The sequence below is a fragment of the Hyphomicrobium sp. MC8b genome, assembly GCF_905067615.1.
Classification (GTDB): Bacteria; Pseudomonadota; Alphaproteobacteria; order Rhizobiales; family Hyphomicrobiaceae; genus Hyphomicrobium_B.
Genome location: NZ_LR898465.1, coordinates 4,213,006 through 4,239,128, shown reverse-complemented (window position 1 = coordinate 4,239,128; position 26,123 = coordinate 4,213,006). Strand labels below are relative to the sequence as shown.

Here is a 26,123-nt window from a genome sequence, read left to right as displayed (position 1 = left end):
TGCTGCGGCAGCACTCCGGGGGGAAATGAGCGAAAATTGCAATTCGACGCTGGATATTTCCGGTCTGTTGACAATTCGAACGGTCAGCGATGCGAAAAACGCAATTCTGAACTCCATAAACGATAGCGAATCACTCGACCTCCTGATCTCCGAGGAGTCCGACATCGACATTGCCGGAATCCAACTCATCGTCGCCGCGCGGCTCTATGCGCAGGGCGCCTCCAAGCAATTATCGCTCGCCGCTCCGATTTCCGGGCGTGCTTTGAGCCTGATGGATCGAGCGGGACTGCTCGCTGAAATGTCGGCTGAAAATCGCCGGTTCTGGTTGCACGAGGGAGCCTGAAATGTCCGCGTCAATTCTCACGGTAGACGATTCATCAAGTATACGAGTCGCGATCAAGGTGGCGCTGACAGGGGCCGGTTATCAGGTCAGCGAGGCGGTTGACGGGGCAGATGGTATTAAGAAAGCCAATGCTGGAAAGTTCGACCTCATCATCACTGACTTGAACATGCCCATCATGGACGGTCTGACGATGATCGAGGAGCTACGCAAAATCCCGGCGCACAGCGGTGTGCCGATCATTTTTCTCACCACGGAATCCGACGCAGCACTCAAACAACGAGCCAAGTCTGCAGGTGCCACTGGCTGGCTGACGAAGCCCTTTCAAGCCGACAACCTTCTGAAAATCGTCAAGAAGGTGCTCGGACAATGACGTCGAATACGGATGCAATTGCAACATTTCGCGCGGAGGCGGACGAGCTTTTGGATCGCATTGAGCTTGGCTTGCTCGATTTGTCGAGGAAGCCCGGTGATCGCGCGCTCGTCGATGATGTTTTTCGCAGCCTTCACACCCTGAAGGGCTCTGGCGCCATGTTCGGATTCGATGCACTTGCATCGTTCACGCACCATTGTGAATCGGCATTCGATCAGGTCCGCAAGGGTGAGGTCACGGCTACGGCGAACCTCGTCTCGGTTGTTCTGGCTGCGCAAGATCACATGCGGGCTTTGCTCGAAGGAGCCGAAACAGCTAGCGAGGCGACAGGCCAGGAACTGCTCCTCCGCCTGGAGCAGGAAGTGAAGATGGCAGGACATGCTCCGCCTCCGGAAGAACCCGAGAAAACGTCTTGGGAGATTAATTTCTCGCTGCCGCCGAATGCGTTGGTCAACGGTTGCAACCCGCTGGCGCTTCTGGCCGAAATGCGCGATCTCGGCGAGTGTAGCGTTGCGGCGGATATTTCGGAAATCCCGGCTCTCGACGCGCTGGTTGCGAACGAGTGCTACATCACGTGGAACGTCAAACTTCTCACCGATAAGCCGCGGACGGATATCGAAGACGTCTTCATGTTCATTATCGATGATATGAAGCTCGATATTCGTCAGGTCGAAGCAGACAAAGGCAGCGAACCGGTTCAGCCGGAAATGTCCAGCGATGCCGCACCATCCTCCGATGCGTCGCAGACGGATAAGCAGCGGCCGTCGACCGTTGCCGATACGCGCCAGGCAGCCAAAAGCTCTGAAAGCGTTCGCGTTCCTGCTGAACGGCTGGATGAGCTCATGGATCGTGTCGGTGAACTCGTCATCGCGCAATCGCGTCTCAGCCAGATTGCCGCCGCTAGCCCGGACCTCAATCTGCGTGCCGTCTCAGAAGACATAGAGCGGCTCTCCAACGAGCTGCGCGATACGATGATGGTGCTTCGCATGGTTCCCGTCGGAACCCTGTTCGGCCGCTTCCGTCGCCTCGTGCATGATCTCGCACGCGAGACGGGCAAGACGATCGACCTGACGACCGAAGGCGAAGGAACTGAAGTAGACAAGACCGTTATCGAGCGGCTGGCGGACCCGCTCGTGCATCTCGTCAGAAACTCCGTCGATCACGGTCTCGAAACGCCGGAAAAACGCAAGGCGGCCGGAAAACCGGAAGCAGGTAAAATCAGTCTCGCGGCGCGCCATGCAGGCGGCGAAGTCATTATTTCCATCACGGACGATGGTGCCGGCATCGACCGGGTGCGCGTTCGAGCCAAGGCCGAAGCGCAAGGCTTGATTATGCCGGGTGCCCACATCGGTGATCACGATCTGCTGCAAATGATCTTCCAACCCGGCTTCTCGACCGCGCAAGCTGTCACCAACCTATCCGGCCGCGGAGTTGGCATGGACGTCGTCAAGCGGACGGTGGAAGCGCTGCGCGGATCTATCGATCTCAGCAGCGAGCCGGGCGCAGGCTCGCGTATCTCGCTGCGCATCCCGTTGACGCTTGCTATCATCGACGGCCTTTTGGTTCGAGTCGGCACGGGACGCTATGTCATTCCGCTATCCGCGGTCGAGGAATGTCTCGAATTGCCGGTCGAGCAGGATCTGCGCTCGCGAGGTCGAAGCTTTATCTCGCTGCGTGACACTCTCGTTCCGTTCCTCAGGCTTCGCGAAATTTTCCAGACAGGAACACAGCCGGACCAATTCCAGAAAATCGTGGTCGTTTCGACTGGGGCCGAGCGCGTCGGATTGGTCGTCGACCAGATCATCGGTGACCATCAGACTGTGATCAAGGCCATGTCGAAGCTGCACGAAGACGTCGCGATGTTTTCTGGCGCGACGATCCTCGGCGACGGCTCGGTCGCGCTCATTCTCGATATCGCGCATCTGGTGGCGACTGGGCAAATGGCCGAGGCGCAGCTGCGCAAGGCCGGTTGAGCACGTCCGACCATAACGACGAAGGCATTCGGCTATGACGCAAGAAATTGAAGTACTGACGTTCGATCTCCAAGACGAGACGTTTGCCTTGGAGGCAAGCATTGTCCGCGAGATCATGGACATGCCGATCGTGACGATTGTGCCGACGGCTTCAAAGCTGGTCGGCGGCGTCATAAACTTCCGCGGCAAAGTCATCCCCCTCGCGAATCTGCATATCGCATTCGCAATGGAAGCCGGACCGCAGACGATCGACAGTCGTACTGTCGTGATCGAACTCGATATCGATGGTGTCGCGAGCTTCATCGGACTTCGGACCGACCGCGTGAACGAAGTTACGACACTTGATCTTTGCCGCAGCGAGCCGCCGCCGAGCGTGGGCATGCGCTGGCGATCTGAATACGTGAAATGCGTCGTCAAGCAGGGAGGCGAGTTCATCGTACTTCCTGATCTTCAGAATATTTTCTCGATCCATTCGGAAACGACGGGAGGATCGCTCAAAGCAGTCGCTTGAGCCGTATTGGAAGGCCCTGCGCATGGAAGCGCCGGCAAGACTCATGACGAGTTCCGTTCGATAGCAGCGGTGAAGCTATCGCAATCCGTTCATGAAGTATGAGGGGAAAGCCGCAAGGTTTTCCCAAGCCAAGGGGCAGTTCGATGCGATTTACGATCAAGACCAAGCTCGCCGTTGCTTTTACAATCGTGACCCTGCTGTCATGCGTTATGGCAGGTCTGGGCATATACCAGCTATCGCTTCTCAATTCGCAGGTTACACAGATCGTCGAAGGCCCGGCGGCGCAAGTCCAGCATGCCGACGACATAGAGATTAGTGCCCTCTATATGATCCGCGCCGAAAAGAATATCATTGCCGAAACGGACCTTCAGAAGCTCGCGGCAATGCGCGAAGAGCTCAATAAATATCGCCAGAAGGTCTTGGATGCCGCGGAGCAGGTCAAGCGCGTAGCTGGGCCGGAGGTCAAAGAAAAACTCGCTCAATTCGACGCAGCATGGCGGGAATGGGTTCCGGTGCAGGAACAGGCGCTGCAATTCGCAGCGGAAAATACGTCAGAATCTCGCGCCAAAGCCCTTGCGATCTCTGCGGGTGAAGCCCGCAACAAAGCGAAGGCAGCCTTTGCGATCATTAACGCCATCCAGGACATTGGCGACCGCGATATGACGCAAATCGCTGGCGAAGCTCAATCAGAATATCAGACAGCACGCATGGTGCTTCTTGCGACCGCTGCATTCATCTTCCTGCTGTCGGCCAGCGCAGGTATTTGGATTTCTCTCGGTGTCTCTCGTGGACTGAGCAAGGGCGTCCAGCTCGCGGAAGCCGTCTCGATCGGCGACCTTGATCAAAATGTCACCGTCGCGACCAACGATGAGATCAAAGACCTCATCGATGCGATGACGCGCATGACCGCAAACCTTCGTGAAACTGCGGGTATCGCAAATCAGATCGCCGGCGGTGATCTGACGGTGCAGCCAAAGCCGCTGTCGGACAAGGACACGCTGGGCCATGCTCTCGAAAGCATGGTCGAACGTCTGCGCGGCGTCGTGTCGGATGCGATCGTCGCGTCGAGGAACGTTTCGGCTGGCAGCCAGCAGCTCTCTTCGGCGTCGGAACAAGTCTCCCAGGGCGCAACCGAACAGGCCTCTGCGGCGGAGGAAGCATCGGCGTCGATGGAAGAAATGGCGGCGAACATCAAGCAGAACGCCGACAACGCCGCCCAGACCGAGAAGATTGCGCGCCAATCGTCGAAGGACGCTGAGGCCAGCGGCGACGCGGTAACCCGTGCGGTCAATGCGATGCGCACCATCGCTGAAAAGATCGGTATCGTTCAGGAAATCGCTCGTCAGACCGATCTTCTGGCTCTCAACGCAGCGGTCGAAGCCGCGCGCGCTGGGGAGCACGGTAAGGGCTTCGCAGTTGTTGCGTCCGAAGTGCGCAAGCTTGCGGAACGGAGCCAGACGGCGGCCGCGGAGATCGGATCGGTGTCCGGCGACACCGTGAAAGCGGCGCAGGAAGCTGGCGAAATGCTGACACGCTTGGTTCCGGATATCCGTAAAACGGCGGAACTCGTTGCTGAGATCAGCGCCGCGTGCCGTGAACAGGACATCGGTGCTTCGCAGATCAATGAAGCGATCCAGCAGCTCGATAAGGTCACGCAGCAGAACGCCGGTGCATCGGAAGAAATGTCGGCGACCTCTGAAGAATTGGCGGCGCAGGCTGAAGAGCTTCAGCAGAGCATCGCGTTCTTCCGGACCGACGACTCGAACCGCTCGTCCGAGTCTGCGAACGTCCGCTCGGTGCCCGCCAAGCGGATCACATCGGCGAAGCCGTCGGCCGCTCAGAAAGCGCTCGCCAAAGCTTCCGCTGAGAAGAAAGCGACGTCGTCTGCGCCGCGCAATACAGTTGCCGAACTTCAGTCGCGTGTGAAGGGCTTTGCCCTGGACTTGAGCACGGGTGGCCCTGACGCGGACGATGCAAACTTCCGGGAGTCGGCGTGATGACGAGCGCTGGGTCCGAAGCTCAATACGTGACGTTTAGCTTGGCCGACGAAGTCTTCGCGGTCCCCGTTACGGAAGTGCGGGAGATCCTGGATTACCGAAAGGCATTCAGGATTCCGCACGGTCCCGACTATCTCCTTGGCCTCACCGACGTTCGGGGCCAAGGCGTACCGACTATAGATCTGCGCCAGCGTCTCGGGCTGGCACCGACGGAGCCGACGCCGCACACGCGCATCCTCGTTTTGGATGTGGCGCTTGCGGGGCGAGTTCTATGCCTGGGTCTTGTGGCGGATCGGGTCTTTGAAGTAACGCCCTTCCACAGCAATCAGATCGAAGCGGCGCCGGACATCGGCGTTCGCTGGCGCTCGGACTACATCGCCGGTGTGGTCCAGCGCCCCGAAGGATTCGTCGTGCTGATCGATCTGCCAAAACTGTTCTCGTCATCGGAGTCGGCGATGCTTTCGCAAACTGCGGCCGCAGCGTAACCAAGGTCTACGGAGCTTTTGGTATGACTTCTCTAAGCCACAGCGTCGACCGCGGGCAAGATACGCGGCTGCGCAACGATAACCTGAGCAAGCGCAACTTCGATCGCTTAGCACGTTTCATAAATGGGTATAGCGGCATCCGCATGCCGCCGACCAAAGTGACGATGCTTGAGGGACGGCTCCGGCGGCGCTTGCGCGTCACCGGCCACGACTCGTTCGACAGTTATTGTCACTTCCTTTTTGATGAAGATGGCATCGAGTCCGAAGCCATTCATCTGATCGACGTCGCGACGACGAACAAGACTGATTTCTTTAGGGAACCAAACCACTTCGCTTACCTAGTCGAAAATGTTCTGCCGGCGATGATGCAGCGAGACAAAGGTGAGGTTCGCGTTTGGAGCGCGGCTTGCTCTACCGGCGCCGAACCCTACACGTTGGCGATGATCCTTGAAGACTTCAGGCAGAGCTATCGGCTAGGATATTCGATCCTCGCGACGGATCTAAGCACCGAGGTTCTGTCGACCGCAGTTCGCGGCATCTATCCCGAAGAGATGATGGATCCGGTACCCCCCGTCTTGGCGCGGAAATACGTGCTGCGTTCGGTCCGCGGCGATCGGCAGGTTCGCATGCACCATTCGCTCAGATCGAAGATCGGTTTCGCGCGGCTGAACCTTATGGACGATAGCTACGCAATTGGTGCACCGGTCGATGTTATCTTCTGCCGAAATGTGCTCATCTATTTCGAGAAAAAGGTGCAGGAAGCCGTTCTATCGCGGCTTTGCGATTGTCTCGCGCCGAACGGCTATCTGTTCATTGGTCATTCCGAATCCATTGGCGGATTTTCACTTCCGGTCAAACAGGTCGCAAATACCATTTTCCAGAAGACGCGATAGATGCCTCAAAAAAAAATACGCGTTCTGATTATCGACGACTCAGCAAGCGTGCGTCAGACCCTGACGGCGGTGTTGAGCTCGGACCCGGACATCGAAGTCATGGGTGCAGCCTCCGACCCGATCGCCGCTGCGCGTCGTATCCAGGATGAGGTACCCGACGTCATCACGCTCGATGTCGAGATGCCGCGTATGGACGGCATTACGTTTCTCAGAAAGCTGATGGCGCAGCGGCCAGTTCCGGTCGTCATGTGCTCTTCGCTGACCGAGGCAGGATCGGAAACGCTGATGCAGGCGTTGGAGGCAGGCGCTGTCGACATCATCTTGAAGCCACGCATCGGTGTTGCCGATCATCTAGCCGAAAGCTCGCTTCGAATTTGCGAAGTGGTCAAAAGCGCGGCTTTGGCGCGGGTCGGCGGACGACGGCCGCGCGATGCGATGGAAGTCAGAATGGGAGGGCCGGAAAAGAAGCTGACGGCGGACGCGATGCTTCCGCCGCCGTCCGGCCGCGCGATGGCGAAAACGACCGAAATGGTCGTCTGCATGGGTGCTTCGACCGGCGGAACGGAATCGCTGCGCATCGTCTTGGAAGCCATGCCCGCGAACGCGCCGGGCATCGTCATCGTGCAGCACATGCCGGAGAAATTTACTGCGGCCTTTGCCAAACGCCTGAATTCACTCTGCGCCGTCGAAGTGAAGGAAGCGGCCGACGGCGATGCCGTGCTGCGCGGCCACGTCCTTATCGCGCCGGGCGACAGACATATGATGCTGGAACGGCAGGGCGCGAGATATTTCGTGTCCGTCAAGAGCGGCCCGCTGGTTTCTCGCCATCGCCCGTCGGTCGACGTGCTGTTTCGGTCGGCCGCGCAATCGGCCGGTTCCAATGCCATCGGCGTCATCATGACAGGCATGGGCGACGATGGTGCGCGCGGGCTCCAGGAAATGAAAGCCGCAAACGCCTTCACGATTGCCCAAGACGAAGCGACGTCGGTGGTCTTCGGCATGCCGAAGGAGGCCATCGCACGAGGTGCAGCCGCTAAGGTGGTGCCCCTGAATGCGATAGCAAGCGAAGTGTTGCGAGCGGCAAGCCGTAGCTAAGCGGCACGCGCCGAGACAGCCGCGTCGGGCAAACAATGTGCGTGTACGTCTCGCTCTCTCGCCATCGTGTAGGTCGCAGCGATGGTATCGAGAAGGCTTTTCAGCGGATCAAGAATATCCGCGACGTCAATATCCTCTTCACCGGCAAGCAACTGAAGTGACGCCGCGGAAGTCGACAAGACGTTTCCGAGTTCGGTATCGAAATTCAATTCGGTCTCGGCTTTCGCAAGGGAATCAACGACGTCCTTTCCTTGTCCCATGATTGTCGCGAGCCGAGACTCTGCAAGATCGGCAGCGTCACGCAAACGTGCGGCTGCGCCTTCGAGCTTGGATTTCGGGCTAGTCTCCGCGCGGTCCGTGTTCAAATGCGCCATGTCCTCGCCGAGAGAACGAAGTGCCGCGAGTGTCACATCGGCAATGGAATCGAGCTTTTTGGCGTAGAGGCGCAGCTCGATGGCGATGACCTGGAGCGGCTTTCCGGCGTCGCCCATCCGCGAGCAGCTGACCGTCGTGTTGAGTGCCATGAATTGCACGTCTTCGCGAACGCTTTTGATCGTATCGATACGCCGCAGCAACTCATCGACCGTCAGAGCTGTCGCGGATCGGACATCATTGGCTGCCGCGACGGCTTGCTCCATGTCTGTGACGAGGATCTCGGCATCAGCGACGCTCCGCTCGAGAGATCGAAGATTGTTATGGCTATCTGATGAACCTTGCGTTTGCTGGAGGCGCAAAAGAGATTGCGCATCGGCTGCCATTTCCGCCATGTTCGCGAGCATCACGTGGGAATCGCGCTCGAAGTCCTGGGCCGTATCCGCGAGCTGCGCGGCGAGCAGACGGCAGATGAATTGGGTAAATCGCCCTCTCGCGTCGTCCGAAAGGCCGTCTTGCGCTAAGCGAGAATCAGCTTCGGTCAGGAGATTGAGCCCATTCTGAATGTGCTCGATGCGCTGCCGCGATATATCTCCAATTTGAAGCGAAGATAGCGCATCGACAACCTTGAGCTGGATATTTTGCGCAAGTGCAGAGGCTTCACCGGTCATGTCGGCGATCTGCTTTTGATGCACCCGGATCGCAGTCGCATCGTCCGCCAAATGATTGGGAACAGCCGGAACCATCGCGGAGACTTCTTCGGCGAGGCCAGATTCAAGTTTCAGCGCCGCGCGGACCTGGTCCAGCAGACCGTTGAGCCGCATATCGATGTCATTGAGTTCGGTGCCGCCAACCTCGATTCTGGTCCGCATTTCCTGAGAAAAGGCGTGAAACTGTTGAGCGTCTTGCAGATCGTCGGCAGCAGTGATCTTCAAGTTGAGGGCGAAGACCAGAAGGTAGCGCAGGAGGCTTCGCATATCTTCGATATCGCGCAGCAATTCTGCGCTTCGGCATTCCAGATCGCGCAGCTCTTGCCCGCGCTCGCTGAGCATATTCGGCAGAGACCGCAGCTCTTCGGCGGCGGCGGAGAGTTCCCGCGTCGCTTCTCCAACGGCTTCGCCGTCAAGAAGGGTACTCAACTGCTGGAGGTATTCGAGCTGTTGACTGATCAAAGAGACGGCGGATTCGAGTATCGTTCCCGCGCGCGAGAATTTCCCCTCGATCTGGCTTCTCGAAGTTTCCAGACGGCCTAAGATTGCCTCAATCATCGAAATGCGGGTGTCCAATTTGGTATGACGGACGAAAGTTTGCGTGTTCGGCACAAGCATGTTGCGCACGAGTCAGACCATAACTGGCGATGTATGATTGGAGACTTTACCGGTGACGGCGGCGTAATGTCCCGCCGGCATCGGCTTGCCGATGAGGTAGCCCTGGATCTGCTGGCATCCGAGCGTTCGCAGAAGCTTCAGTTGTTCTTCTGTTTCGACGCCTTCAGCAACGACGGTCAAACCCATCGCGCGCCCAAGCCCAAGCACGGAATCGACGATTGCAGCCGCATTCGAATTGCGAACCATATCGAAGACGAAACTCCGATCAATCTTGATGCGGTCGAATGGGAAAGCACGGAGTGTACCAAGAGATGAATAGCCGGTGCCGAAGTCATCGAGCGCAACGCTGACGCCGAGACCCTTAACCCCGGTGAGAACCTTCGACGCGTAAGCGAGATTCTGGATGAACAGGCTCTCGGTCACTTCGATTTCAAGGCGTTCCGGCGCCAAACCGGTTTCGATGAGCGCGTTTCTGACGACTTGTACGAAATCGCCGCGTTCGATTTGCACGGGCGATACATTAACAGCAATGCGAAGACCATTTTTCCACGAGGATGCCTCGCGGCAAGCCTCACGCAGGACATAAGCGCCGATGGCGCCGATGGCTCCGGATGCCTCGGCCGCGGGGATAAAATCGGCGGGAGACACCGGACCAAAATCGGGATGCTGCCAACGCGCAAGCGCTTCAAATCCACTGATGGCGGACGTTGAGGCTTCCGCCTGCGGTTGAAAGGCGAGGGAAAGCTCGCCCCGTTCCAGCGAGAGGCTGACGTCGTGTTCGAAGATGAGACGCCTGTGCTCTGTATTCAGCATCTCAGGGGAAAACGCCGTGACCTCGTCGCCGATTTTCTTGGCGTGATGCAGCGCCAATTCGGCCGCGGCGATTAGCTCCTCATGATCGGCCCCGTGGATGGGAAAGTGTGCGGTGCCGACACAAGCCGTGACGCGGATCGTCTTGCCGTTTTCGAGGACGTGGGGCTCGCGCAGCGTGTCAACGATGTGATGCGCCTTCGCGCTGAACTCGCAGTCCGGTTTATCGCTGGGGGAGATCAGCAAAAATTCGTCGCCGCCCGTGCGCACGATCGTGTCAGTGTCGCTAGAGATCGAACGCAGCCGGTTGGCGATGCGGCTGATGATGACATCTCCGACCGCCTGGCCATGCAACTTATTGACGGCGCGAAAATCGTCGAGGTCAATGTAGAGAATGCCGACGGTCTGCCCGTCCGTTGTCGCCTGCTCAAGAATTCTAGCGAACAATTCCTTGAGCGTTCCGCGATTGTGTAGACCGGTTAGTGGGTCACAAACCGCCAGCTGACTGAGACGAACGATGAGTTCATGCTCACATTCTGAGCCGGAGAGTTCGGTCATTTCAAAAACCCACGCGCGATATCGAGAAGCCCCTGTGCACTGAACGGCTTAGTAATCCACGCCGACGCTCCGGCGGCACTGGCTTCTTTGCGTGCCGCCTGATCGGACTCGGTTGTCAATACGATGATGGGCAGACCGTGGTAGGATGGTCGCGCGCGTAAATGCCGAATGAACGCAAGTCCATTCATTCGTGGCATATTGAGATCGGTAACGACGATGTCGATGAGATTGGAAGTCGCCTTTTGAAGGCCCTCTAGTCCGTCGGATGCTTCTATGATGTCGAATCCGGCGCTTGCGAATGTTACCCGGATCATCTGCCGGACGCTTGGCGAATCATCGATCGCGAGCAGTGTCGGCATAAGCTTCCCCACCATGACGCAAATTCTCACGCACGATCGCAATGCTGCGGCACGACGCGTCACTGCTTGCACGTAGTTCAATAGTACGCCACAGGAGTGAAAGATCGCTTAATTTGCCACATTTCGAAATGGCGCTTGAGAACCGGAATTTTAAAATATCGCTACGACTTTTGAATAATAAAAATCGGCATAAAGCGGTTTCGAGGAGCACTAAGCGAACAATCGCCATGCGCTTTTGAAAATGGCGTCTTTTTGAAAGACAATTATCGCGATGGAATGCCAGTGATCAGCATTCGACGCAAGCGCGATCGAGACATTGCAATTACACCATTGGCACGATTCAGTGTGCGCATCTCAGAGAGGAGATTCTCGCGATCCGTCTTGCTCGCACGTGGCGAATTACTTCCGCAGGCTCTATTCGCCTGAAATGCATCGAATGATCTCGCGATTGTCTTCCCGACAAAAAGGTTGCCGCTTGCAAATGTGAGTTTCGCCTTCTTATCAATCGGAATGCAGCGAATGGCTGAGTCCGTCGCGACGCTCAATTTCCATGCAGGCGCTGCGAGCCGACCTTGGGGGGCAATGCGTGATCGGATGGAGCGGACAAATCTCAAGCGAGAAAACTAGGCGTTAATTTCCTAATAGTTGTCGCACGCGTTGCTTTGTCGAATATTGCAACGAGACCCGTTTGGCTCATCTGACGCATTGCGGGCCTGGGCTATAGCACGCAAAATAAACATCATTCGTTTTTGCGCCAGCAGCTTCGTAGGGCAATGACAGCACTGGTTTTTCAGGCCTGCAATCGAACTGCTCCGTCTCGAGCAGTTACCATCAACAGAGATTGTGCTCGTCGGCTTGGCCCTGAGATCGGTAAATGTTCCATTAAATTTCTGATTTTTTGAACATTCGCCATGCGCAAGGAAGAACGAAAACCCGTAAGTCGTCCGGCGAAAATTGAACTCGGCGAGGGTCAGGTCTTGACGTGCCGCATCGCCGATACCTCGCGCGGCGGAGCGTTGCTGCTGGTTGAAAACAGCGAGTGGTTGCCGAAATCATTCGTCATCCACGATACGTTCTCTGGCAGTCGCCGTCGTGTGCGCGTCAAGTGGACGTCCCCCAATCGCGCCGGGGTTCAATACGTCGATGCCGCCATCGCCGTGCCGGCTGCGCGCCGGTCAGCCGGCTTCGGCAAGCGGATATAAGCAAACGTCTGGGTCAATGCTGTCTTTCGGCAGCTGCCCAGCGGTCCAAAATGAGCTTAGCGATCTCTAAGTACGCGCCGCCGAAATGATGGCCGCCGGTTCTTTCAATGAGCGTCGCGCCTTTGAGTTCCGACAACGTACATCCGGTATCGCCATCCGCTTTCTCTTCGACGCTGAAGATGCACGTTACCTTATCCTTGGGTAACTCGGCCATGAACGGACGCAGGCTGATGTCGGCGGATGATGGAATGCCGAGCCAACCTGCCATTGACATTTCGAGACGCCCAACCGGCTCCGGCGCCATCAGCACGATCAGCTTGACCTGCTTTTGCAGATCGGGATCGAGCTTCGTCCAGACCATTGGAATGGTTGCGGCTCCAAATGAGTAGCCGATCAATGAAACATCCTGGATATGCCACGCCCTTCTATAATAACGCGCGATGCGATCGAGATCGTCGGCGATCGTTTGCGGGTTCTTCTCGCTCCAGAAGTACCGCAGGGTATCGAGGCCGATAACGGAGATGCCGTTCTTCGACAGTGTCTCGCCGATTTGCTTGTCGATGTCCCGCCACCCGCCATCCCCCGAAAGAAAGATCGCAAGACCCGTAGGGTTCTTTGCGGGAAGTTCGGTCAGCGGCAGATCGCTAATGGAGGCTTTCGGCACGAGGGTCATGTCGAACACGGCTTTGACCGCTAACGATAGGGTTGAACCATCGGTCGCCTCTCCCTGTTCGATCGAAGTGCCGGGGTTGACCGCGACGAAGGGTTTAAGAGCGGTACTCGCCGGATCCTGGGTAAAGAGTGCCCATTTGCCGTTGAGCTTGATCGGCCCATATTCGAACGCGCCATCCTTGTTCCCAAGAACCGGCGCGCCGCTGCAAAAAGCAGCCTTTGATGTGAGCGAAGGCGAAAATCCGGAACTCAGCGCCCCTGACACGCTGTTCGGCGGTGCTTGCGCCAGAGTGAGATACGCGATCGTGCCGGATCGCCCGAGGCCGAAGAAAACCGGCGATTCCCACGCTTGCATGCCGAGCGCACGTTCGGACAGTCGCACGAGATCTTCGATGTCGCCGAAGAGTTGATTGCATTGGCCCGCCGGGAGGGTCGTATTGAGAATGCCACGCATCACGCCGGCGTCGAGAATTGCGACCGCCGCGCCTTGGCTCTCGAGCGCAGCGGCTATGGGCTTGTAGGAAGGCGACGCTGCATCGGGATCAGCCATCAGAACGACAAAGGCGGAAGGTGCATTGCCGGACCACAGGACCGGGACATTGCCAAATCGCTTTTGCGCGATGGTTTTCGTGTCGGCAGACGCAGGCGTTCCGATAGAGATAATCACACAGAAAATGCCGAAGGCTGCGGCCAACACGCGAGCGATGCCTAGATGGCGCGATCTTTGGACCATTCTTTATTCCCGTCGGATGTTGAGCGCCGTGCGCTGGCGCTGATGAGGGAGGCGATGTCGAAAAGAGTTTGCGGCAGGCGCAACCCGTGCTCGTAGGCGAGGTATTTCGTGCGCCACTCCGGCTTGAACTTGCTTTTGAAAATACGGACCCCCTCGAAGTGATAGAGCCGGTCGCCGTATCGGAAAAACAAACCGGCGAGACGAGCCCACCGCGATGCCAGTCTGTGATCGGGAAGGCCCGAGAGCGGCGCCATCCCGAGATTGAACCACTTATAGCCTTCGGCCTTCGCCTGCTCCAAAAGCTTGAGCACGAGATATTCCATCGCCCCCTCCGGGGCGCCGGGAACCTGGCGCATCAAATCCAGCGTGCACGCAGAAGCCGGCGTGTTCCGCCAGAGGTTCGCGAATGCCACGATGCGGTTTTCATGACGAAGCACCGCAATGTCGTGGCGTTCGACATACTCGGGATTCCAAAAGCCGAGAGAAAAGCCCTTCTCGCGATGTCCACGCTGGGCGAGCCATGCGTCCGATACGCGCTTTAACGCCGGAAGGAATTTCGACACGATCGCGGCGGGCAAGATTTCGAATTCGATATTGGCCTTCTCTGCACGCGTCTTAGTTTGGCGAAGCCGTTTTCCAGCTTTGCCATCCAGCGTGAACGTCTCGAGATTGACCCACGCTTCCTCTCCGAGCTTGATCAAGGAAAAACCGGCATCGAGATAGATAGGCAGATGATCCGCAGTGATCTGATAGAAAACCGGAGCCCCTTTCTGCTCGTCGGCGCTTTCCTTGAACCGCCAAACGAGATCGATGAGGTCGGCGCTGTTGTTCGCAATCGGGTCACCCATCGCGACCCACGTCGATCCGCGGACGCCATACATCACGAAACCGTTGCCGCTCTGCGAAAACAGAAAGCGCTTGTCGCCGATGAATGCCAGCTCGGCTGTGACTTGCGAGGAGTGATGTGCGATTTCTTTCGCACGCCGAAGTTCTGCGGCTGAGGCCTTGCGGCTGATGTTCGGCGCTTTGTGGAGCAGCTGGTAAGAGGCGATGAACATCACGATGATCGCTGCGCCGAGCGTAGCGCGCAGAAAGCGCGACGCATCCTGATGGTAGGCGAATTCCCACCACAGCGAATTGTCGTAGGGCACGCCGCGATAGATGGCCAGTCCGATCAGGATCGACGCGCCGATAGCGATCAACACCGCAAGAATTGCTGATGCCGATAGTCGGCCTGCAAGTACGCCTCCCTTGCGGTAGAACTCCCGCCGTCCCGCAATCAGGATCAAGGCCGCCGCGAGACACGCGAGTGCCTCGATGAAATCGAAACCTTTTGTGATGGAGAAAACAGCGCCGCTGAGCAGCAGGACGATTGCCAGTTGCCACGCTGAACGTAGCCGGTGCGCCAAGCCGTTTGCGATCAGCAGAAGAACGGTTCCGACGAGGCTCGCGATGAAATGCGAGGCCTCGACGAACGGCAACGGCAGAAAATCGCGAATGAGCCACAGGCGGTGGGCGGGAAGCGTTCCAGAAATCACCAGGATCAGCCCGCCGGAAAAGGTCACGATGGCTGCGAGCGGCGGAATGATCGGTTCGATGATCGTGGCGGAGGTGCTGTCGTCCTCATGCGCTATGCCACTTCGGCCGCGCATCTCGTGCACCATCAGCATCGTCAGCGCGACAATGACCGGCGCGATGTAATAAATCAGCCGGAAAAGCAGGAGCGAACCGACGAGTTCGCCGCTCGGATGCTGCGTCACGCCGAGTAGGATGACGGCGTCGAATACGCCGAGGCCGCCCGGTACGTGACTGACGACGCCGAGCACGGTCGCGAGGGCAAAAACAACGAAAAAGCCCGGCATCGTGATGTGCAGATCTTGGGGCAACAGCACCCAAAGCGCCGATGCCGCCGCCGCAACGTCGAGCATGCCGACGAAGATTGCCCCGATCGTTGCGCGCGTGCCGGGGAGCGGCAGCCGCCAATTCCCGATTTCGATCCGGATTGGACGGATCGACACGTAGACGAGCCAGAGAGCAATGACGGCCAGGATCATCGTTCCCGCCAGCCGGCATGTGGGCACGCTCAGGTGCACCAGTGCGGAGACGAGCTGCGGATCGACCGCGAGGCAGATCCCGGCAATTGTCGCAAGACCTGCCCAGAAACTTAGCGCACAAAGCATTACGATGCCGAGGACGCGGTCGGTATCGACGCCCCAGACGCGATAGAGCCGCAGCCGGACTGCGCCGCCCGTGAGAACGCCGAAGCCGAACGTAAAGGTCACGGCATGGCTGATGAAAGACGTGATCGCCGCAATGCGTAGCGGGACTTGCCTGGCGCCGACAACCCTGAGCGCGATGAGGTCATAGCCTACCAGCGCCCCATAGGAGAGGACAGTAAACAGTCCAGAGAGCGCCAGATGCGAAAGCGGGAACGTTGCTATCGTGTGCCGGACCTGCGGCCACGAGATCTCTTCGAGGTTCCGATAAAGGACCGTCGCCGCATAAGAGAATGCCGCGAGTGCGACGATGGCGCCGACAACGGACCAATCGATGCGTTCGAGAAGTCTTGGGCCGGGCGCCGTCGGCTGTGGAGCCTCATTCTGCGTCTCAGCCATTGTAAAGTGTACCATCCGAAAGGGAAGATTGATCCGCACCGGTGCTAGCGCGGGGCTCGGAGCCGGAAAAGTTAGGCATTGGTAATCTTGAAAGAAACGCTCTTCTTACGTTATCGGCAATCTCCACAGGCCGGCCAATGATGGACGTGCAAAGCTAAAAGGCCGCACATTCAGCGCATTGGCGATCAGGCGGCCGGGCGGGCTCAGCTGGAACGAAGGTACAAGCTCCTCCGCTATCCCCTCTTCCGAAAACGATGCCGTGGCGCTCGCCGCCGCTACGACGCTCGAGGAACATAATCCGCAGACATACCAGTTTCCCGACGCCATCGTCTCACTCTGCGTTCCCGTCCCATCCGCCGACTGTCGATTAATCGACTCTCAAATCGCGGAGGTCCCTGCCAGCGGCCGACGTGATTCGATACGATAATCAACAGAAGACGACAGTCTTGCAGTAAACCGCGGGTTTGTCGTTGCGCTTCGGCCCAAGGGGGCGAATATTTTGGCCGCTCCGCTTGAGCGTTCAGCGCTTGGACATATATCCCCCTCTTGCGTTCGATCTATTGAGATCGTGCAGCGCATGGACGTATCTTTATCGTTGTCGGTCACGTGCTTCGACGGCGATGCCGGGGGAACAGGGCGAATGCGCAGCCGGGATTTGATTTCCGTATTTTTGCTGGCAGCTGCTGTGGTGTGCATCGCGCATCCGAGCATGGCCAGACATCGGCCCAAAGCTGTCTCCGACACAAATGACGATCCCTGCGCGGCGCCGCAGGACTATGTGCGCCAACGCATCAATAAGATCAAAGCGCTTCAGGCTGCAGCGCCGGCTACGAACAGCAACCTGTTCGATTTGCTTGGCGGCAAAAAAGACGTCGACCCTCAAAAGTCCGTAGAGATATCGAACCTTCGCTATGAGGCAGATGGCGTCAACGCCCTGCTTGCGGCTGGGGGATGCCAGGCCTTCAACCTGGATCAAGAACTCTTGCAGAGTTCAAAATAGCGTGCGCCGGAGCAGCGCTAGGAAAGTCCCCGGCAAATGTGCGTTCACGGCGCAATTTCGGTGAGCTGTCTCAGTTACATAGTTTTTCATATTTCGAGAATGACGCGAAGACTATTGCCAACTGAGAATTGGACGGTCAATCTCTCTAATATTCATATTTGGGCTCGGACCGAGCGGCATTTTTTATTCTATCTAAAGTCACGCTAGCCATGACGATGAGCGCCTTCGTTGCAGAGGAGCTGCCGGCGTTGCTGGATCTCCTCTACGGCGCAGCCCTAGACGGAGATCAGTGGCCGATATTTCTCCAGGGGCTGATGAAGCCCTTTGATGGAGCGAATGGCATTCTGCATTTCTTCGATATCGAAACGCAGACAACGCCGCTGGCGCATCCCTTCGGGCTCGAGGCCGAATATCTTATCGGCTACCAGGAGCACTTCGCGAGCTGCAATCCCTATCCTATTCAATCGTTCGCCAAACTACCTTTTCTCCAAGTCGTTCCGGCAACGACGGTGCTGAGTAGAGAAGAAGCACTGCGCACCGAATTCTATAATGATTGGATGAAACCTCAGGGTATTAGTCCGGATCATCTCGGGTGTATGGTCCATAAGGATATCCAGCAAATGGTGATCCTCGCGATAGCCCCCAAAGAAAAACAGCTGGAGCGGAACAACGATCGCTACATCAAACAGTTTGAAATTCTGGCGCCGCATATAAAACGCGCCGTCACCCTTTCGAAAGTCAGCCGTGTGGACCCGATCCCGGGTGGTCTGCCCGCACAATTCTCGTGCGCCGCCATGCTGATCTCGCAAACTCGCGCCGTTAAGGCCGCAAATCCGCCCGCGGAAAGCCTATTGCGGGAGGGATTATTTTTAACGGTCGATCCGCTGGGTAAATTGCGAGGAAGAGACAGCGATATCCAGTCCGCGCTTGTCGCTGCAATCGACGCCGTGTTTGTTCGTCGCGATCCATTCGGCGGTCCCGTCCACTGCCGGTCGTTCACGACGGGAGATCGGGTGTCGCTTATTGTTTTAAAATTACCAATGATTGCCATGCCAATGGCCCTTGTTCTCGTTATTGCGCAGCCAAGTAACAGTGCATCTCGTTTTCCAGAACAATTCACGACTGCCGAAGCGCGGTTGGCTGACGCTCTATTGAACGGTCAATCCCTCGCAGAGTTTAGCGAACATGTCGGTGTATCGATCAACACAGCACGTAAGCAGCTCGCAGCGTTGTTTGCGAAGACCGGAACGAATAGACAGGCGGCGCTCGTCGCCTGGCTTCTGCAACGAAATTCATAAAGGCGACAAATTAATTACGCTAAAAGTATAGGGTTCCGAATTTCGATTGAAGTGAGATAATTTTATCGAAGGGCACGAGAAAGAGAGAGATCGGATGGCTTCCGTCCGGAGCGTCTGAGCTGTGCGAAGCTACGATTGAACATATCTTGAAGCGTGATTGTTAATCCATAAATGGCGATTCCACCTAATTTTTTGAGTTCTTCTCATTGCCTGATACGCGACAGCGTCGTGCCTTCGGTACCATTTGAAGGAGATATTATGTCAGATGATCGACTCGACTTTCTCGCCCTCTGCCGCGCCGTGGAAGAAGGCGCGCACACTGATCTTTCTGAGGCCGACCGTGAGCTTTTGATCGTCCTTCATAAGGCGTTGAGCGGATTGAAAGTTGCGGTTGAGCGAGCGCTTTTAAATTCTTCGATGGAAGAACATATCTCGAATTAATTCCGCGCTGCCGAAGGGCGCGGATAGGGGAATGGGGCGTTGACGAAAGACGCCGCGCTCCGATCACGCAACGATCACATTGAAAGCCGAGACATTGGGCAGGCTCTAGCTGTGTGACGTGATCGCTTTGATGCGTGCCCAGGCCACTGCTATCAAACCGTCACGTCGTTGGCCTACTCAGTTCGGATGAGGCTTGAGAGCGAATCCGATGAGATATTGGAAACAGTTTGTGGCAGGAGCGCTCGTTGCAACTGCGATGGTTGCCCGGCCCACGTCCGGTATACAAGCAGAACCACCCGGCGCGCGTCTCCAACGAGCCGGATCGGAAGTTTACATCGAGCAGCCTCCGAAGAACGCATTTGAAAAGAGTGATCCGACCCTTCGCAAAGGCGCCCAGGACGGTACGGGAGACGGCAACCTGAAGCCCGCAGAAGGTCCAGAACAGCCATCTGCCAGACAGCCCGAGGCATGCGATCGCGAAAACACGCCCTCGCAGGCGTGCTACGCCGCGACACAGCAAGCCCGCCCGATCCCGAGATAGCGTAAAAACCAGCCTCAACTTTTTGGAGAGGAGCTCACGTCCGGCGCAATGGCAACGGCCTGTTGCTGGCGGTCGAGTTCGCGCATAAAAGCAGTTCCCGCGGCGCGATCCCTGAATTCCCAAAGGTGCTTCTTCACGCCTTCAAATATAAGGGCATAGACAGCAAGCTGAATGCCATCGCGTACCGCCAGCGTAGCGGGCGCGTTCTTGGTGAATCCCAGTTCGGCCTGCAGAAGCTGATCGACGGCTGCATATTGGAACGCCGAGCCGTGGACGAGCACGGAATAAAGCGTTTTGGTCGTCGTGACTGAGGCGAGAACGCGACCTGACTGGACGCTGACGGCGCGCAGCGCGACGGTGATGACATCGCGGCGATACTGCATGTCCCCGCCAATGCCGAGATAAGTCGCGCCTATGCCGCCGTTCGTCTCATCGGTATCGTAGCCGATGATGCCGCCTTCCAGGATGATCCCGGCAAAGCGCAATGGTGACAGTGCTTTGGCCTTATTGCCGTCAAGCGCGGCGCGAGTATTCTGTATGATCTGCCGTTCCTGTAGCAGCGGCTGTAAATCGTTGCGCTCGACGACGTTGAACCATCTGCCGTCACCGGCTTTCGTCAGGACGTCGATCAAAACCGCACCGCCGCCCTGCGTGAGCGCTCGCGAAAATTCGGCAAAATTATCGTTTGACTTGTTTTGCCCCGTCAGGTCGGGAAAGTCGTAGACGGAAACGTCGAGCCTTCGCACCGGCGGCGGAAGCGCATCGAGCGCGATGCCGGATTTGGTATCGGGAACGAGCCTTGGCGCTTGGTCCAAGCGATCGTCAACGCTGCCCGTAATTGGCGAAATAGTGGTGCAGCCGCAGAGACCCAAGGCAAGCACGCCTGCTGCTACGAAACACGCTTTACGATAAGTCACAAATGCCCCCGGCCGATACGCGTTACGGAATGTTGTGGCTGTTCGTCGGGAGTGTCTGCTGCTGCGTGCCGCCTGTCGCCCCGTTGCCTCCGCTCCCGCTTTGGCTGCTGCCGCTTCCACCGATCACAATGACGGAGCCGTCGCCGCCGCCAGCGCCGATGTTGTTCAGCGAGTTTTCGAGGCCGGAGAGGTCAGGGCCGGCGGCGCCCGATTTTGTGCCCAGTCCCTGCGCCTGGGCCTGTGAGAGCAGATAGCTGCCATTGAGCGGATTACCGCCAAAGGTGGGATTGGCGGGATGATAAACCAATTGAGTGGCTCCGCTGTCGTCAGCGAGACAAACCAAGCTCAACACCATGCCGACGGTACGCATAACAATCTTCAGCATCATTGAATCCGTTTCTGAGAAGGTCCGCTATTTTTTGATGAGGAGTGCACCATTCGGCAGACGGGCGATGAGCACGTTGGACGGCGCTGCGCCCTTCGGCTGCAAAACGCCGACCGAAAGGCTTTGTGTGTTGACCAGATAAAGGTTCGAGACGTCGTTACCCGCCTGCAGTACGCCGACAGCGTTGCGAGAACCGCCGAGAACGCCGACATTTGAAAAGTTGTTTTGCCCGGCCTGGAACTGCGCGACGGCGTTGTTTCGTCCGGCCTCGAGCGTCAGCGCGAGGTTGAGGCTTTTGCTGGGTGTGGCCATTTCCGGCGTCGGAACATACGCTACCGAACCTTGCGTATAAGGAGAAGCAGGCGCGACCTGAATTGGCTGCGATGCCATACGCTCTGTTGTCTCTGTTGCTGCTTGACGGATATAGGCGCCGTCAGCGTGGGCCGACGACTGTGGGCCACAAAGCGCCAGAGATACGGCGACAAGAACGGACGCGGCGCGAAGCATGCGCAAAGGTTTGGTCGTCACGGTGAATGGCACGATACTCTCCCTGCATTCGTTTCGATTGAAAGCCGGGCGCTGTAGTGCCTGATCGCCCCGCCATCCAGGACCGTCGTCGTCAGAACGCTGTCGTGACCCTGATTGAGGGCGAATTCGCCGCTCTGCGCATTGTCGCTGCTGCCGCTCTCGCCGCGCTTGCTGACGATCAGGTGATACTGCCCACGGACCGGATGGTGTGAATGCGCGATGGCAGTGAGCCAAAGCGTTCCGTTTTTGCTTTCGCTCCGGATATCGCATGTCACCGCGTTATCTGCCGAAGATGTCGTCGCGCTCGCATGAACAACGCCACCGATCACGAGTAAGGCCGCAAGACAATTCAGGCCGCCATATTGTGACAGCATTCCGCATACGGCGGATTCGGAAGTCTGGTCTTTTCGAAAACGGAACATGAAGCCAACAACTAAACTGATAGCATAGGGTTCGTTTTTCGATCCGGCTTGGCTGCCATTTGCGCAGCAAAGAGAAGACAGCGGACGAATGTCCGCTGTCTTACCGATCCTGAGACTACTTCTGGGAAACGATCGCAGCGTTGTGGGCGCCGTACTGAGCAACGAGCGAAGCGTTCACGACGCTGGCCGAGCCGCTATAGGCCTGCGACGTCAGTGCGTAGTTGCCGTTGCCGACCTGGAACGTTGCCTGCGTGTTCGCGGCGCCCGCAACGGTCGGAGCATCAGCCGTCGTTTGGGCCACAACGGCTTGGTTGCCGGCGCCTGTCTGCGCGGTGAACGACGCGTTGGTATTGCCTGCCAGCGGATTCGCCATCATCTGGTTGGTCAAAGCGACGTTCTTCACGCCCGACTGAAAGGTGAAGGCATTGTTGACTCCGATGGTGGAAGTCGGCGCGTTCTGCTGCGAGGTGATTGCCGAGTTCTGGCTGCCGTACTGAAGCGTACCCTGCGTGTTCGCTGCATTGGCCTGAGCGACGATCGCTGAGTTCTCTGAGCCGAACTGGCCCGTGAACGACGCATTCGTCTGGCTGTTGCTTGCGCCGTTGAACACGGTGCCGCTCTGCGCCGTAACCGCTTCATTCTTGGAACCGGCCTGAACCGTGAGCGCCTGGTTGCCAACGCCGCGAAGCGAACCGCCACTCGCATCCTGGCTGGTGATCGCCGAGTTGGCATCGCCGGTCTGGAAGGTCGCGGCCGAGTTCTGCCCGCCTGTGCTGAATACGCCGGTCAGGCTGTCGGTGTGGTCCTGTGTCGTCTGTGAGGTCAGCGACTGGTTTTTCGAGCCGAACTGGCTGGTGAACGAACCGTTGGTGCTGGCGGCGACGACTGAGTTGTCGGTCTGCGCCGTAATGGCGGTGTTGCCTTTGCCGACTTCCAAAGTGGCCTGGTTGTTCTTGCCACCGGTCTGACCGGCAAGTGCGCTATTGGCTTCGCCGACCTGGGTCGTGAACGAGGCATTGCCGACGGCAATCGCCGTCGCCTGGCTGTTCGGAGCATTCGTGCTCTGGATCGTCGTCGCGACGTTGTTCTTGCCGAACTGAGCGACGCCAGAGGCATTGCTGCCGTTGGCATAACCGTTGGTCTGCGCCGTGATGGCCGAGTTACCCGTGCCGACCTGCTGGGCGGCTTGAGTGTTGTTGCCGTTTTCCTGCGCAACTGTCGATGTGTTCGAAGAGCCGATCTGGTCGATGAAGGATTCGTTGTCGGCGGCATAGGCCGACGAAGCGCTCGCCAGAACGAGCGCCAGTGCTGCCACTTTGTTCATAGATGACGTTCCCCGTAACTACTCAAAATACGGAGCAGGTCCGTCTGCAGCCGATCCCCTCCACGCCAGCGTTAAAACATTCTTAACCCTACGCTTTAATGACGTTCAGTCCCAGGGACCGCGATTGGGATCAATACAAAAATGTAAGAAAAATAAGGCCTTACCCGGCCATTTCATCAAGGAACTGTCATGGAGATGAACGCTTGCGATGCAACCGCGAAGGTTTGGATCCGATGCCGCTTTGGGCGCGGAGCAGAGTCTCCCATCGTCACAAGCGCAATGCAAAGTCTGACGGCTATCACACGTGGGCCGGAAGACACATCGCATTGCGCCAAATCATGCCTATCTTCCGCACGGGAATCACGATCGAAAAAAGGATTGAGCATTGCCAATCGAGACGGAGTTCACGCCGATCGCATCGGCGGTAGGCGGAGCATTGATCGGCTGTGCTGCCGTTCTTCTCATGTTGATGGGTGGCCGCATCGCCGGCATCAGCGGAATGTTGAGCCGCGTGCTCGCACCGGGGCGTGAAAGCAAGCCGCTTCAGGCACTGGCGTTCGTGGTCGGATTGATTTCAGCGCCGATCGTTTGGATGGCAGTATCCGGTAGCGCGATTTCTCAAACCATCACCGATAACCTGCCGCTTGCGGCGATTGCTGGTTTGCTCGTTGGCTTCGGCGCGGTGTACGGCGGCGGATGTACGAGCGGCCACGGCGTCTGCGGCCTGTCAAGGCTTTCGCCTCGCTCCATCGTGGCAACCACCGTTTTCATGACGATGGCGTTCGCTGTCGTTTTCATTGTGCGCCATATGATCGGAGCCGGCCAATGATTGTGCTGGTCAATCTGCTCGCCGGTCTCGTGTTCGGTTTCGGTCTCATCCTGTCTGGCATGGCCAACCCGGCAAAGGTCCTGAACTTCCTCGACATCGCCGGTCATTGGGATCCGAGCTTGGCGTTTGTCATGGGTGGCGCCGTGATCGTCACCGCTATTGGCTATCGCCTGATCTTCCGCCGCGCAAAGCCTGTGCTCGATGAGAGCTTTCATCTTCCGACCGCCCGGCAGATCGATGGTAAGCTTGTCCTCGGTGCGGCTGTCTTTGGGATCGGCTGGGGACTGGTTGGCCTTTGTCCTGGCCCGGCGCTCGTATCGATCGCGCTCGCGTCTCCGGCCATCTTTGTTTTCGCGCCGGCGATGTTGATCGGAGTGGCACTCGCCGCATGGCTGAAACGCGCATGATCTTGCATCGCCTCGCCACTTGCTTCAGAGTGACATCTGCCATGACGTTGCTATTTGAGCGTGGTCCAATGTCACGAAGACGATCTTGTCTGCACGCCGTGTCGTACGCGAGGATATGAAACATCAGCGCGTCCAAGCGAAATCCAATGACCAATCGTTGGAGATGCGAACGGTTGGAGCTCGACGATGAATGCTTCTGATCCCTCCGAGCACCATGAGGGCGCTCCGCATCCGCCGCCCGGCACCGACAACACCGGTGTGCTGGTTTTAGGACTCCTGGCGATCGCCGCATTCTGCGGCTGGTACCTGATCGTTCGCGACCGCGCGAGCGATACAAAGCCACTGCCCGTCGTTCAAAAACCGATTATGCCGCCGTCGACAACCGACACGTCCGCGGAATTTCCGGGCCATAAGCACTATAGTGTTCTAAGCCCGCTTCCCGACCAAGCAGACGCAACAAAGCAGCGCTAAGCTTCGCAGCAGAGCCAGGTGTCTAGCAACGCTTGTGCCGAGCTTGGCTGAGCTTAATTGACCGTCGTGCTGCCGGTCTGGAGCGCAGCTTTGTTGGCTTGCGGCGGCGGCGCCGTGAGTGGCTGCACCGGCGATCCTGGACCGATTTTCTGCAGATTGCCTGTAATCACGAGATCCTTCTCGTCCAGTCCAACCACGCTGACGAGATCGCCTTCAGTCGGCCCGAGCGTCACCAGCTTTTGCTCGGCAATATTCTTTGGCCCGACAACATAAACGTATTTGCCGAGCTGGCTTGAACCGATCGCCGTTTGCGGAACCATCAGAGCATTCGGGTTTTCACCGGCGTGTACATGGATGCGAACATATTGACCCGGCAGCAGTCCATAGTCGGCGTTCGCAATCGTCGCTCTGGCAGTCAAAGTGCCCGTCAAATGATCAACCGCATTGTCGACGAACGTGATCTTGCCTTTATGCGGCGGCTTGCTGTCGCCCGGCACGAAGACCTCTGCCGCTATAGCTCCGCTCTTGCGCACCTTCTCAATCGTATCGAGGTCCGTTTCCGACGGGTTGAACGTGACGTAAATCGGATCGAGTTGAACGAGCGTGTTGAGCGGCGCACCCGCAACGCTGATCAGCGTCCCGATCGGCGCTTGATTCTTGCCAAGCCGGCCTGAGAACGGCGCACGGATTTGCGTGTACTCGAGATTGAGTTCGGCGGTGCGAATGGCTGCATCGTCGATGTTGATTGCAGCCTCGCTCTGGCGCAACGAACTCGACCGCTGGTCGAATGTATCTTTGGCGAGCCAGCCGCTTTTCGTCAGCTCGGTTCCGCGTTGCAGATTTGATTGGGCGTAATCGCGCGCCGCAATATCCCTCTGCTTTTCGGCCTTAGCCCGGTCGAGCGCAGCCTGATAGTCGCGTGGGTCGATCGTATAAAGCAGCGTGCCTTCCTTGACGTCAGAACCGTCAGGCACGTGCTGTGCTTGAAGGTAACCGGAGACGCGCGCTTGCAGCGTGATGTTATTGATCGACTCGGTCCGCGCCGGATAATCGAGATAGATACTGACCGGACGCTTCACGACCGACGCGACCGGAACCGGCATGACGAACGCACCCTGATGCGGCGGGGCGCCGGTGCTTTCAACCTCGGCAAGGAGCTTTGGGATCTCCGCCCGATAGGCATAGGCCGCTACGCCACCGATGGCGATCAATCCGAGAAGAGCTGCTTTCCAAACGCGCATCGC

The 26,123-nt window shown here is 57.7% G+C and carries 27 protein-coding genes; 16 read left to right on the top strand and 11 right to left on the bottom strand.

What is annotated here, in order from left to right; translation table 11 throughout:
• Positions 1-25 precede the first annotated feature (25 nt).
• The 8 genes from ACLB1Z_RS20285 to ACLB1Z_RS20250 all read left to right on the top strand — a co-directional run bounded on the left by ACLB1Z_RS20285 (position 26) and on the right by ACLB1Z_RS20250 (position 7,667).
• Positions 26-343 carry a hypothetical protein gene (locus ACLB1Z_RS20285; RefSeq protein ID WP_409561458.1) on the top strand — a complete coding sequence of 106 codons (318 nt, stop codon included), beginning with the start codon at positions 26-28 and terminating at the stop codon, positions 341-343.
• Position 344: 1 nt separating this feature from the next.
• Entirely contained in the window at positions 345-713 is a 369-nt protein-coding gene (locus tag ACLB1Z_RS20280; RefSeq protein WP_409561457.1) for a response regulator, read from the top strand.
• On the top strand, positions 710-2,686 hold the full coding sequence (locus ACLB1Z_RS20275; RefSeq protein WP_409561456.1) for a chemotaxis protein CheA: 1,977 nt from the start codon (positions 710-712) through the stop codon (positions 2,684-2,686). The genes ACLB1Z_RS20280 and ACLB1Z_RS20275 overlap by 4 nt, the downstream gene beginning before the upstream one ends.
• Before the next feature lie 34 nt (positions 2,687-2,720).
• Complete coding sequence (locus tag ACLB1Z_RS20270) at positions 2,721-3,197, top strand: chemotaxis protein CheW (RefSeq protein ID WP_409561455.1); 477 nt, start codon at positions 2,721-2,723, stop codon at positions 3,195-3,197.
• A gap of 143 nt (positions 3,198-3,340) precedes the next feature.
• Positions 3,341-5,194 (top strand): methyl-accepting chemotaxis protein, encoded by a 1,854-nt coding sequence (locus tag ACLB1Z_RS20265; RefSeq protein ID WP_409561454.1) that lies wholly within the window; start codon positions 3,341-3,343, stop codon positions 5,192-5,194.
• Positions 5,194-5,679 carry a chemotaxis protein CheW gene (locus tag ACLB1Z_RS20260; RefSeq protein WP_409561453.1) on the top strand — a complete coding sequence of 162 codons (486 nt, stop codon included), beginning with the start codon at positions 5,194-5,196 and terminating at the stop codon, positions 5,677-5,679. Before ACLB1Z_RS20265 ends, ACLB1Z_RS20260 begins: the two co-directional genes overlap by 1 nt.
• Positions 5,680-5,702: 23 nt before the next feature.
• Complete coding sequence (locus ACLB1Z_RS20255) at positions 5,703-6,572, top strand: CheR family methyltransferase (RefSeq protein ID WP_409561452.1); 870 nt, start codon at positions 5,703-5,705, stop codon at positions 6,570-6,572.
• Positions 6,573-7,667: a chemotaxis response regulator protein-glutamate methylesterase gene (locus ACLB1Z_RS20250; RefSeq protein WP_409561451.1), complete on the top strand. Its 1,095-nt coding sequence runs from the start codon at positions 6,573-6,575 to the stop codon at positions 7,665-7,667.
• Here ACLB1Z_RS20250 and ACLB1Z_RS20245 read toward each other — a convergent pair.
• Positions 7,664-8,911 (bottom strand): hypothetical protein, encoded by a 1,248-nt coding sequence (locus ACLB1Z_RS20245; RefSeq protein WP_409561450.1) that lies wholly within the window; start codon positions 8,909-8,911, stop codon positions 7,664-7,666. The two genes, ACLB1Z_RS20250 and ACLB1Z_RS20245, sit on opposite strands and share 4 nt — an antisense overlap.
• Before the next feature lie 15 nt (positions 8,912-8,926).
• On the opposite strand from ACLB1Z_RS20245, the gene ACLB1Z_RS20240 reads away from it, so the two are divergent.
• Positions 8,927-9,292 carry a hypothetical protein gene (locus ACLB1Z_RS20240; RefSeq protein ID WP_409561449.1) on the top strand — a complete coding sequence of 122 codons (366 nt, stop codon included), beginning with the start codon at positions 8,927-8,929 and terminating at the stop codon, positions 9,290-9,292.
• 87 nt (positions 9,293-9,379) lie between these two features.
• On the opposite strand, the gene ACLB1Z_RS20235 is transcribed toward ACLB1Z_RS20240, so the two are convergent.
• Positions 9,380-10,735, bottom strand: a complete 1,356-nt coding sequence (locus ACLB1Z_RS20235) for a putative bifunctional diguanylate cyclase/phosphodiesterase (protein WP_409561448.1) — start codon at positions 10,733-10,735, stop codon at positions 9,380-9,382.
• On the bottom strand, positions 10,732-11,094 hold the full coding sequence (locus ACLB1Z_RS20230) for a response regulator (protein WP_409561447.1): 363 nt from the start codon (positions 11,092-11,094) through the stop codon (positions 10,732-10,734). The genes ACLB1Z_RS20235 and ACLB1Z_RS20230 overlap by 4 nt, the downstream gene beginning before the upstream one ends.
• Positions 11,095-12,005: 911 nt before the next feature.
• Between ACLB1Z_RS20230 and ACLB1Z_RS20225 the strand changes: the two genes are divergently transcribed.
• Positions 12,006-12,296: a PilZ domain-containing protein gene (locus ACLB1Z_RS20225; RefSeq protein ID WP_409561446.1), complete on the top strand. Its 291-nt coding sequence runs from the start codon at positions 12,006-12,008 to the stop codon at positions 12,294-12,296.
• 13 nt (positions 12,297-12,309) lie between these two features.
• Here the strand turns inward: ACLB1Z_RS20225 and ACLB1Z_RS20220 are convergent, their stop codons facing one another.
• Entirely contained in the window at positions 12,310-13,701 is a 1,392-nt protein-coding gene (locus ACLB1Z_RS20220) for a virulence factor family protein (RefSeq protein ID WP_409561445.1), read from the bottom strand.
• The gene (mprF, locus tag ACLB1Z_RS20215) at positions 13,677-16,316 is read right to left on the bottom strand and encodes a bifunctional lysylphosphatidylglycerol flippase/synthetase MprF (RefSeq protein WP_409561444.1); all 2,640 of its coding nucleotides are present in this window, start codon (positions 16,314-16,316) and stop codon (positions 13,677-13,679) included. Before mprF ends, ACLB1Z_RS20220 begins: the two co-directional genes overlap by 25 nt.
• 640 nt (positions 16,317-16,956) lie before the next feature.
• Between mprF and ACLB1Z_RS20210 the strand changes: the two genes are divergently transcribed.
• The 3 genes from ACLB1Z_RS20210 (at position 16,957) to ACLB1Z_RS20200 (ending at position 19,055) form a co-directional block, all read left to right on the top strand.
• Positions 16,957-17,316, top strand: a complete 360-nt coding sequence (locus ACLB1Z_RS20210) for a hypothetical protein (protein WP_409561443.1) — start codon at positions 16,957-16,959, stop codon at positions 17,314-17,316.
• Between the two features lie 209 nt (positions 17,317-17,525).
• Complete coding sequence (locus tag ACLB1Z_RS20205; RefSeq protein WP_409561442.1) at positions 17,526-18,614, top strand: helix-turn-helix transcriptional regulator; 1,089 nt, start codon at positions 17,526-17,528, stop codon at positions 18,612-18,614.
• Positions 18,615-18,785: 171 nt separating this feature from the next.
• Positions 18,786-19,055 (top strand): hypothetical protein, encoded by a 270-nt coding sequence (locus ACLB1Z_RS20200; RefSeq protein ID WP_409561441.1) that lies wholly within the window; start codon positions 18,786-18,788, stop codon positions 19,053-19,055.
• A 555-nt stretch (positions 19,056-19,610) separates the two neighbouring features.
• Here ACLB1Z_RS20200 and ACLB1Z_RS20195 read toward each other — a convergent pair.
• From ACLB1Z_RS20195 to ACLB1Z_RS20175, 5 genes are all read right to left on the bottom strand, one after another.
• The gene (locus ACLB1Z_RS20195; RefSeq protein WP_409561440.1) at positions 19,611-20,513 is read right to left on the bottom strand and encodes a CsgG/HfaB family protein; all 903 of its coding nucleotides are present in this window, start codon (positions 20,511-20,513) and stop codon (positions 19,611-19,613) included.
• A gap of 22 nt (positions 20,514-20,535) precedes the next feature.
• On the bottom strand, positions 20,536-20,898 hold the full coding sequence (locus tag ACLB1Z_RS20190; protein ID WP_409561439.1) for a curli assembly protein CsgF: 363 nt from the start codon (positions 20,896-20,898) through the stop codon (positions 20,536-20,538).
• Between the two features lie 27 nt (positions 20,899-20,925).
• Entirely contained in the window at positions 20,926-21,438 is a 513-nt protein-coding gene (locus ACLB1Z_RS20185) for a hypothetical protein (RefSeq protein WP_409561438.1), read from the bottom strand.
• Positions 21,423-21,800 carry a curli-like amyloid fiber formation chaperone CsgH gene (gene csgH / locus ACLB1Z_RS20180; RefSeq protein WP_409561437.1) on the bottom strand — a complete coding sequence of 126 codons (378 nt, stop codon included), beginning with the start codon at positions 21,798-21,800 and terminating at the stop codon, positions 21,423-21,425. Before csgH ends, ACLB1Z_RS20185 begins: the two co-directional genes overlap by 16 nt.
• A gap of 163 nt (positions 21,801-21,963) precedes the next feature.
• On the bottom strand, positions 21,964-23,172 hold the full coding sequence (locus ACLB1Z_RS20175; protein ID WP_409561436.1) for a hypothetical protein: 1,209 nt from the start codon (positions 23,170-23,172) through the stop codon (positions 21,964-21,966).
• A 385-nt stretch (positions 23,173-23,557) separates the two neighbouring features.
• Between ACLB1Z_RS20175 and ACLB1Z_RS20170 the strand changes: the two genes are divergently transcribed.
• The 3 genes from ACLB1Z_RS20170 (at position 23,558) to ACLB1Z_RS20160 (ending at position 24,879) form a co-directional block, all read left to right on the top strand.
• Entirely contained in the window at positions 23,558-24,001 is a 444-nt protein-coding gene (locus ACLB1Z_RS20170; RefSeq protein WP_409561435.1) for a YeeE/YedE family protein, read from the top strand.
• Positions 23,998-24,408, top strand: coding sequence for a YeeE/YedE family protein (locus tag ACLB1Z_RS20165; protein ID WP_013950064.1), 411 nt, complete (start codon positions 23,998-24,000; stop codon positions 24,406-24,408). Before ACLB1Z_RS20170 ends, ACLB1Z_RS20165 begins: the two co-directional genes overlap by 4 nt.
• A gap of 186 nt (positions 24,409-24,594) precedes the next feature.
• Positions 24,595-24,879, top strand: coding sequence for a hypothetical protein (locus ACLB1Z_RS20160; RefSeq protein ID WP_409561434.1), 285 nt, complete (start codon positions 24,595-24,597; stop codon positions 24,877-24,879).
• Positions 24,880-24,932: 53 nt separating this feature from the next.
• On the opposite strand, the gene ACLB1Z_RS20155 is transcribed toward ACLB1Z_RS20160, so the two are convergent.
• On the bottom strand, positions 24,933-26,120 hold the full coding sequence (locus tag ACLB1Z_RS20155; RefSeq protein WP_409561433.1) for an efflux RND transporter periplasmic adaptor subunit: 1,188 nt from the start codon (positions 26,118-26,120) through the stop codon (positions 24,933-24,935).
• Positions 26,121-26,123 lie beyond the last annotated feature (3 nt).

What these genes read in the sequence shown, in the direction of transcription:
- ACLB1Z_RS20250 (WP_409561451.1), top strand. Translation starts at nt 6,573, where the DNA reads ATGCCTCAAAAAAAAATACGCGTTCTGATTATCGACGACTCAGCAAGC.
- ACLB1Z_RS20230 (WP_409561447.1), bottom strand. Translation starts at nt 11,094, where the DNA reads ATGCCGACACTGCTCGCGATCGATGATTCGCCAAGCGTCCGGCAGATG.
- ACLB1Z_RS20175 (WP_409561436.1), bottom strand. Translation starts at nt 23,172, where the DNA reads ATGAACAAAGTGGCAGCACTGGCGCTCGTTCTGGCGAGCGCTTCGTCG.
- ACLB1Z_RS20260 (WP_409561453.1), top strand. Translation starts at nt 5,194, where the DNA reads ATGACGAGCGCTGGGTCCGAAGCTCAATACGTGACGTTTAGCTTGGCC.
- ACLB1Z_RS20205 (WP_409561442.1), top strand. Translation starts at nt 17,526, where the DNA reads ATGACGATGAGCGCCTTCGTTGCAGAGGAGCTGCCGGCGTTGCTGGAT.
- ACLB1Z_RS20190 (WP_409561439.1), bottom strand. Translation starts at nt 20,898, where the DNA reads ATGCTGAAGATTGTTATGCGTACCGTCGGCATGGTGTTGAGCTTGGTT.
- ACLB1Z_RS20155 (WP_409561433.1), bottom strand. Translation starts at nt 26,120, where the DNA reads ATGCGCGTTTGGAAAGCAGCTCTTCTCGGATTGATCGCCATCGGTGGC.
- ACLB1Z_RS20210 (WP_409561443.1), top strand. Translation starts at nt 16,957, where the DNA reads ATGCGCAGCCGGGATTTGATTTCCGTATTTTTGCTGGCAGCTGCTGTG.
- ACLB1Z_RS20270 (WP_409561455.1), top strand. Translation starts at nt 2,721, where the DNA reads ATGACGCAAGAAATTGAAGTACTGACGTTCGATCTCCAAGACGAGACG.
- ACLB1Z_RS20225 (WP_409561446.1), top strand. Translation starts at nt 12,006, where the DNA reads ATGCGCAAGGAAGAACGAAAACCCGTAAGTCGTCCGGCGAAAATTGAA.
- ACLB1Z_RS20245 (WP_409561450.1), bottom strand. Translation starts at nt 8,911, where the DNA reads ATGCGGACCAGAATCGAGGTTGGCGGCACCGAACTCAATGACATCGAT.
- ACLB1Z_RS20160 (WP_409561434.1), top strand. Translation starts at nt 24,595, where the DNA reads ATGAATGCTTCTGATCCCTCCGAGCACCATGAGGGCGCTCCGCATCCG.
- ACLB1Z_RS20165 (WP_013950064.1), top strand. Translation starts at nt 23,998, where the DNA reads ATGATTGTGCTGGTCAATCTGCTCGCCGGTCTCGTGTTCGGTTTCGGT.
- ACLB1Z_RS20275 (WP_409561456.1), top strand. Translation starts at nt 710, where the DNA reads ATGACGTCGAATACGGATGCAATTGCAACATTTCGCGCGGAGGCGGAC.
- ACLB1Z_RS20280 (WP_409561457.1), top strand. Translation starts at nt 345, where the DNA reads ATGTCCGCGTCAATTCTCACGGTAGACGATTCATCAAGTATACGAGTC.
- ACLB1Z_RS20265 (WP_409561454.1), top strand. Translation starts at nt 3,341, where the DNA reads ATGCGATTTACGATCAAGACCAAGCTCGCCGTTGCTTTTACAATCGTG.
- ACLB1Z_RS20235 (WP_409561448.1), bottom strand. Translation starts at nt 10,735, where the DNA reads ATGACCGAACTCTCCGGCTCAGAATGTGAGCATGAACTCATCGTTCGT.
- mprF (WP_409561444.1), bottom strand. Translation starts at nt 16,316, where the DNA reads ATGGCTGAGACGCAGAATGAGGCTCCACAGCCGACGGCGCCCGGCCCA.
- ACLB1Z_RS20220 (WP_409561445.1), bottom strand. Translation starts at nt 13,701, where the DNA reads ATGGTCCAAAGATCGCGCCATCTAGGCATCGCTCGCGTGTTGGCCGCA.
- csgH (WP_409561437.1), bottom strand. Translation starts at nt 21,800, where the DNA reads ATGCTGTCACAATATGGCGGCCTGAATTGTCTTGCGGCCTTACTCGTG.
- ACLB1Z_RS20255 (WP_409561452.1), top strand. Translation starts at nt 5,703, where the DNA reads ATGACTTCTCTAAGCCACAGCGTCGACCGCGGGCAAGATACGCGGCTG.
- ACLB1Z_RS20200 (WP_409561441.1), top strand. Translation starts at nt 18,786, where the DNA reads ATGGCGATTCCACCTAATTTTTTGAGTTCTTCTCATTGCCTGATACGC.
- ACLB1Z_RS20285 (WP_409561458.1), top strand. Translation starts at nt 26, where the DNA reads ATGAGCGAAAATTGCAATTCGACGCTGGATATTTCCGGTCTGTTGACA.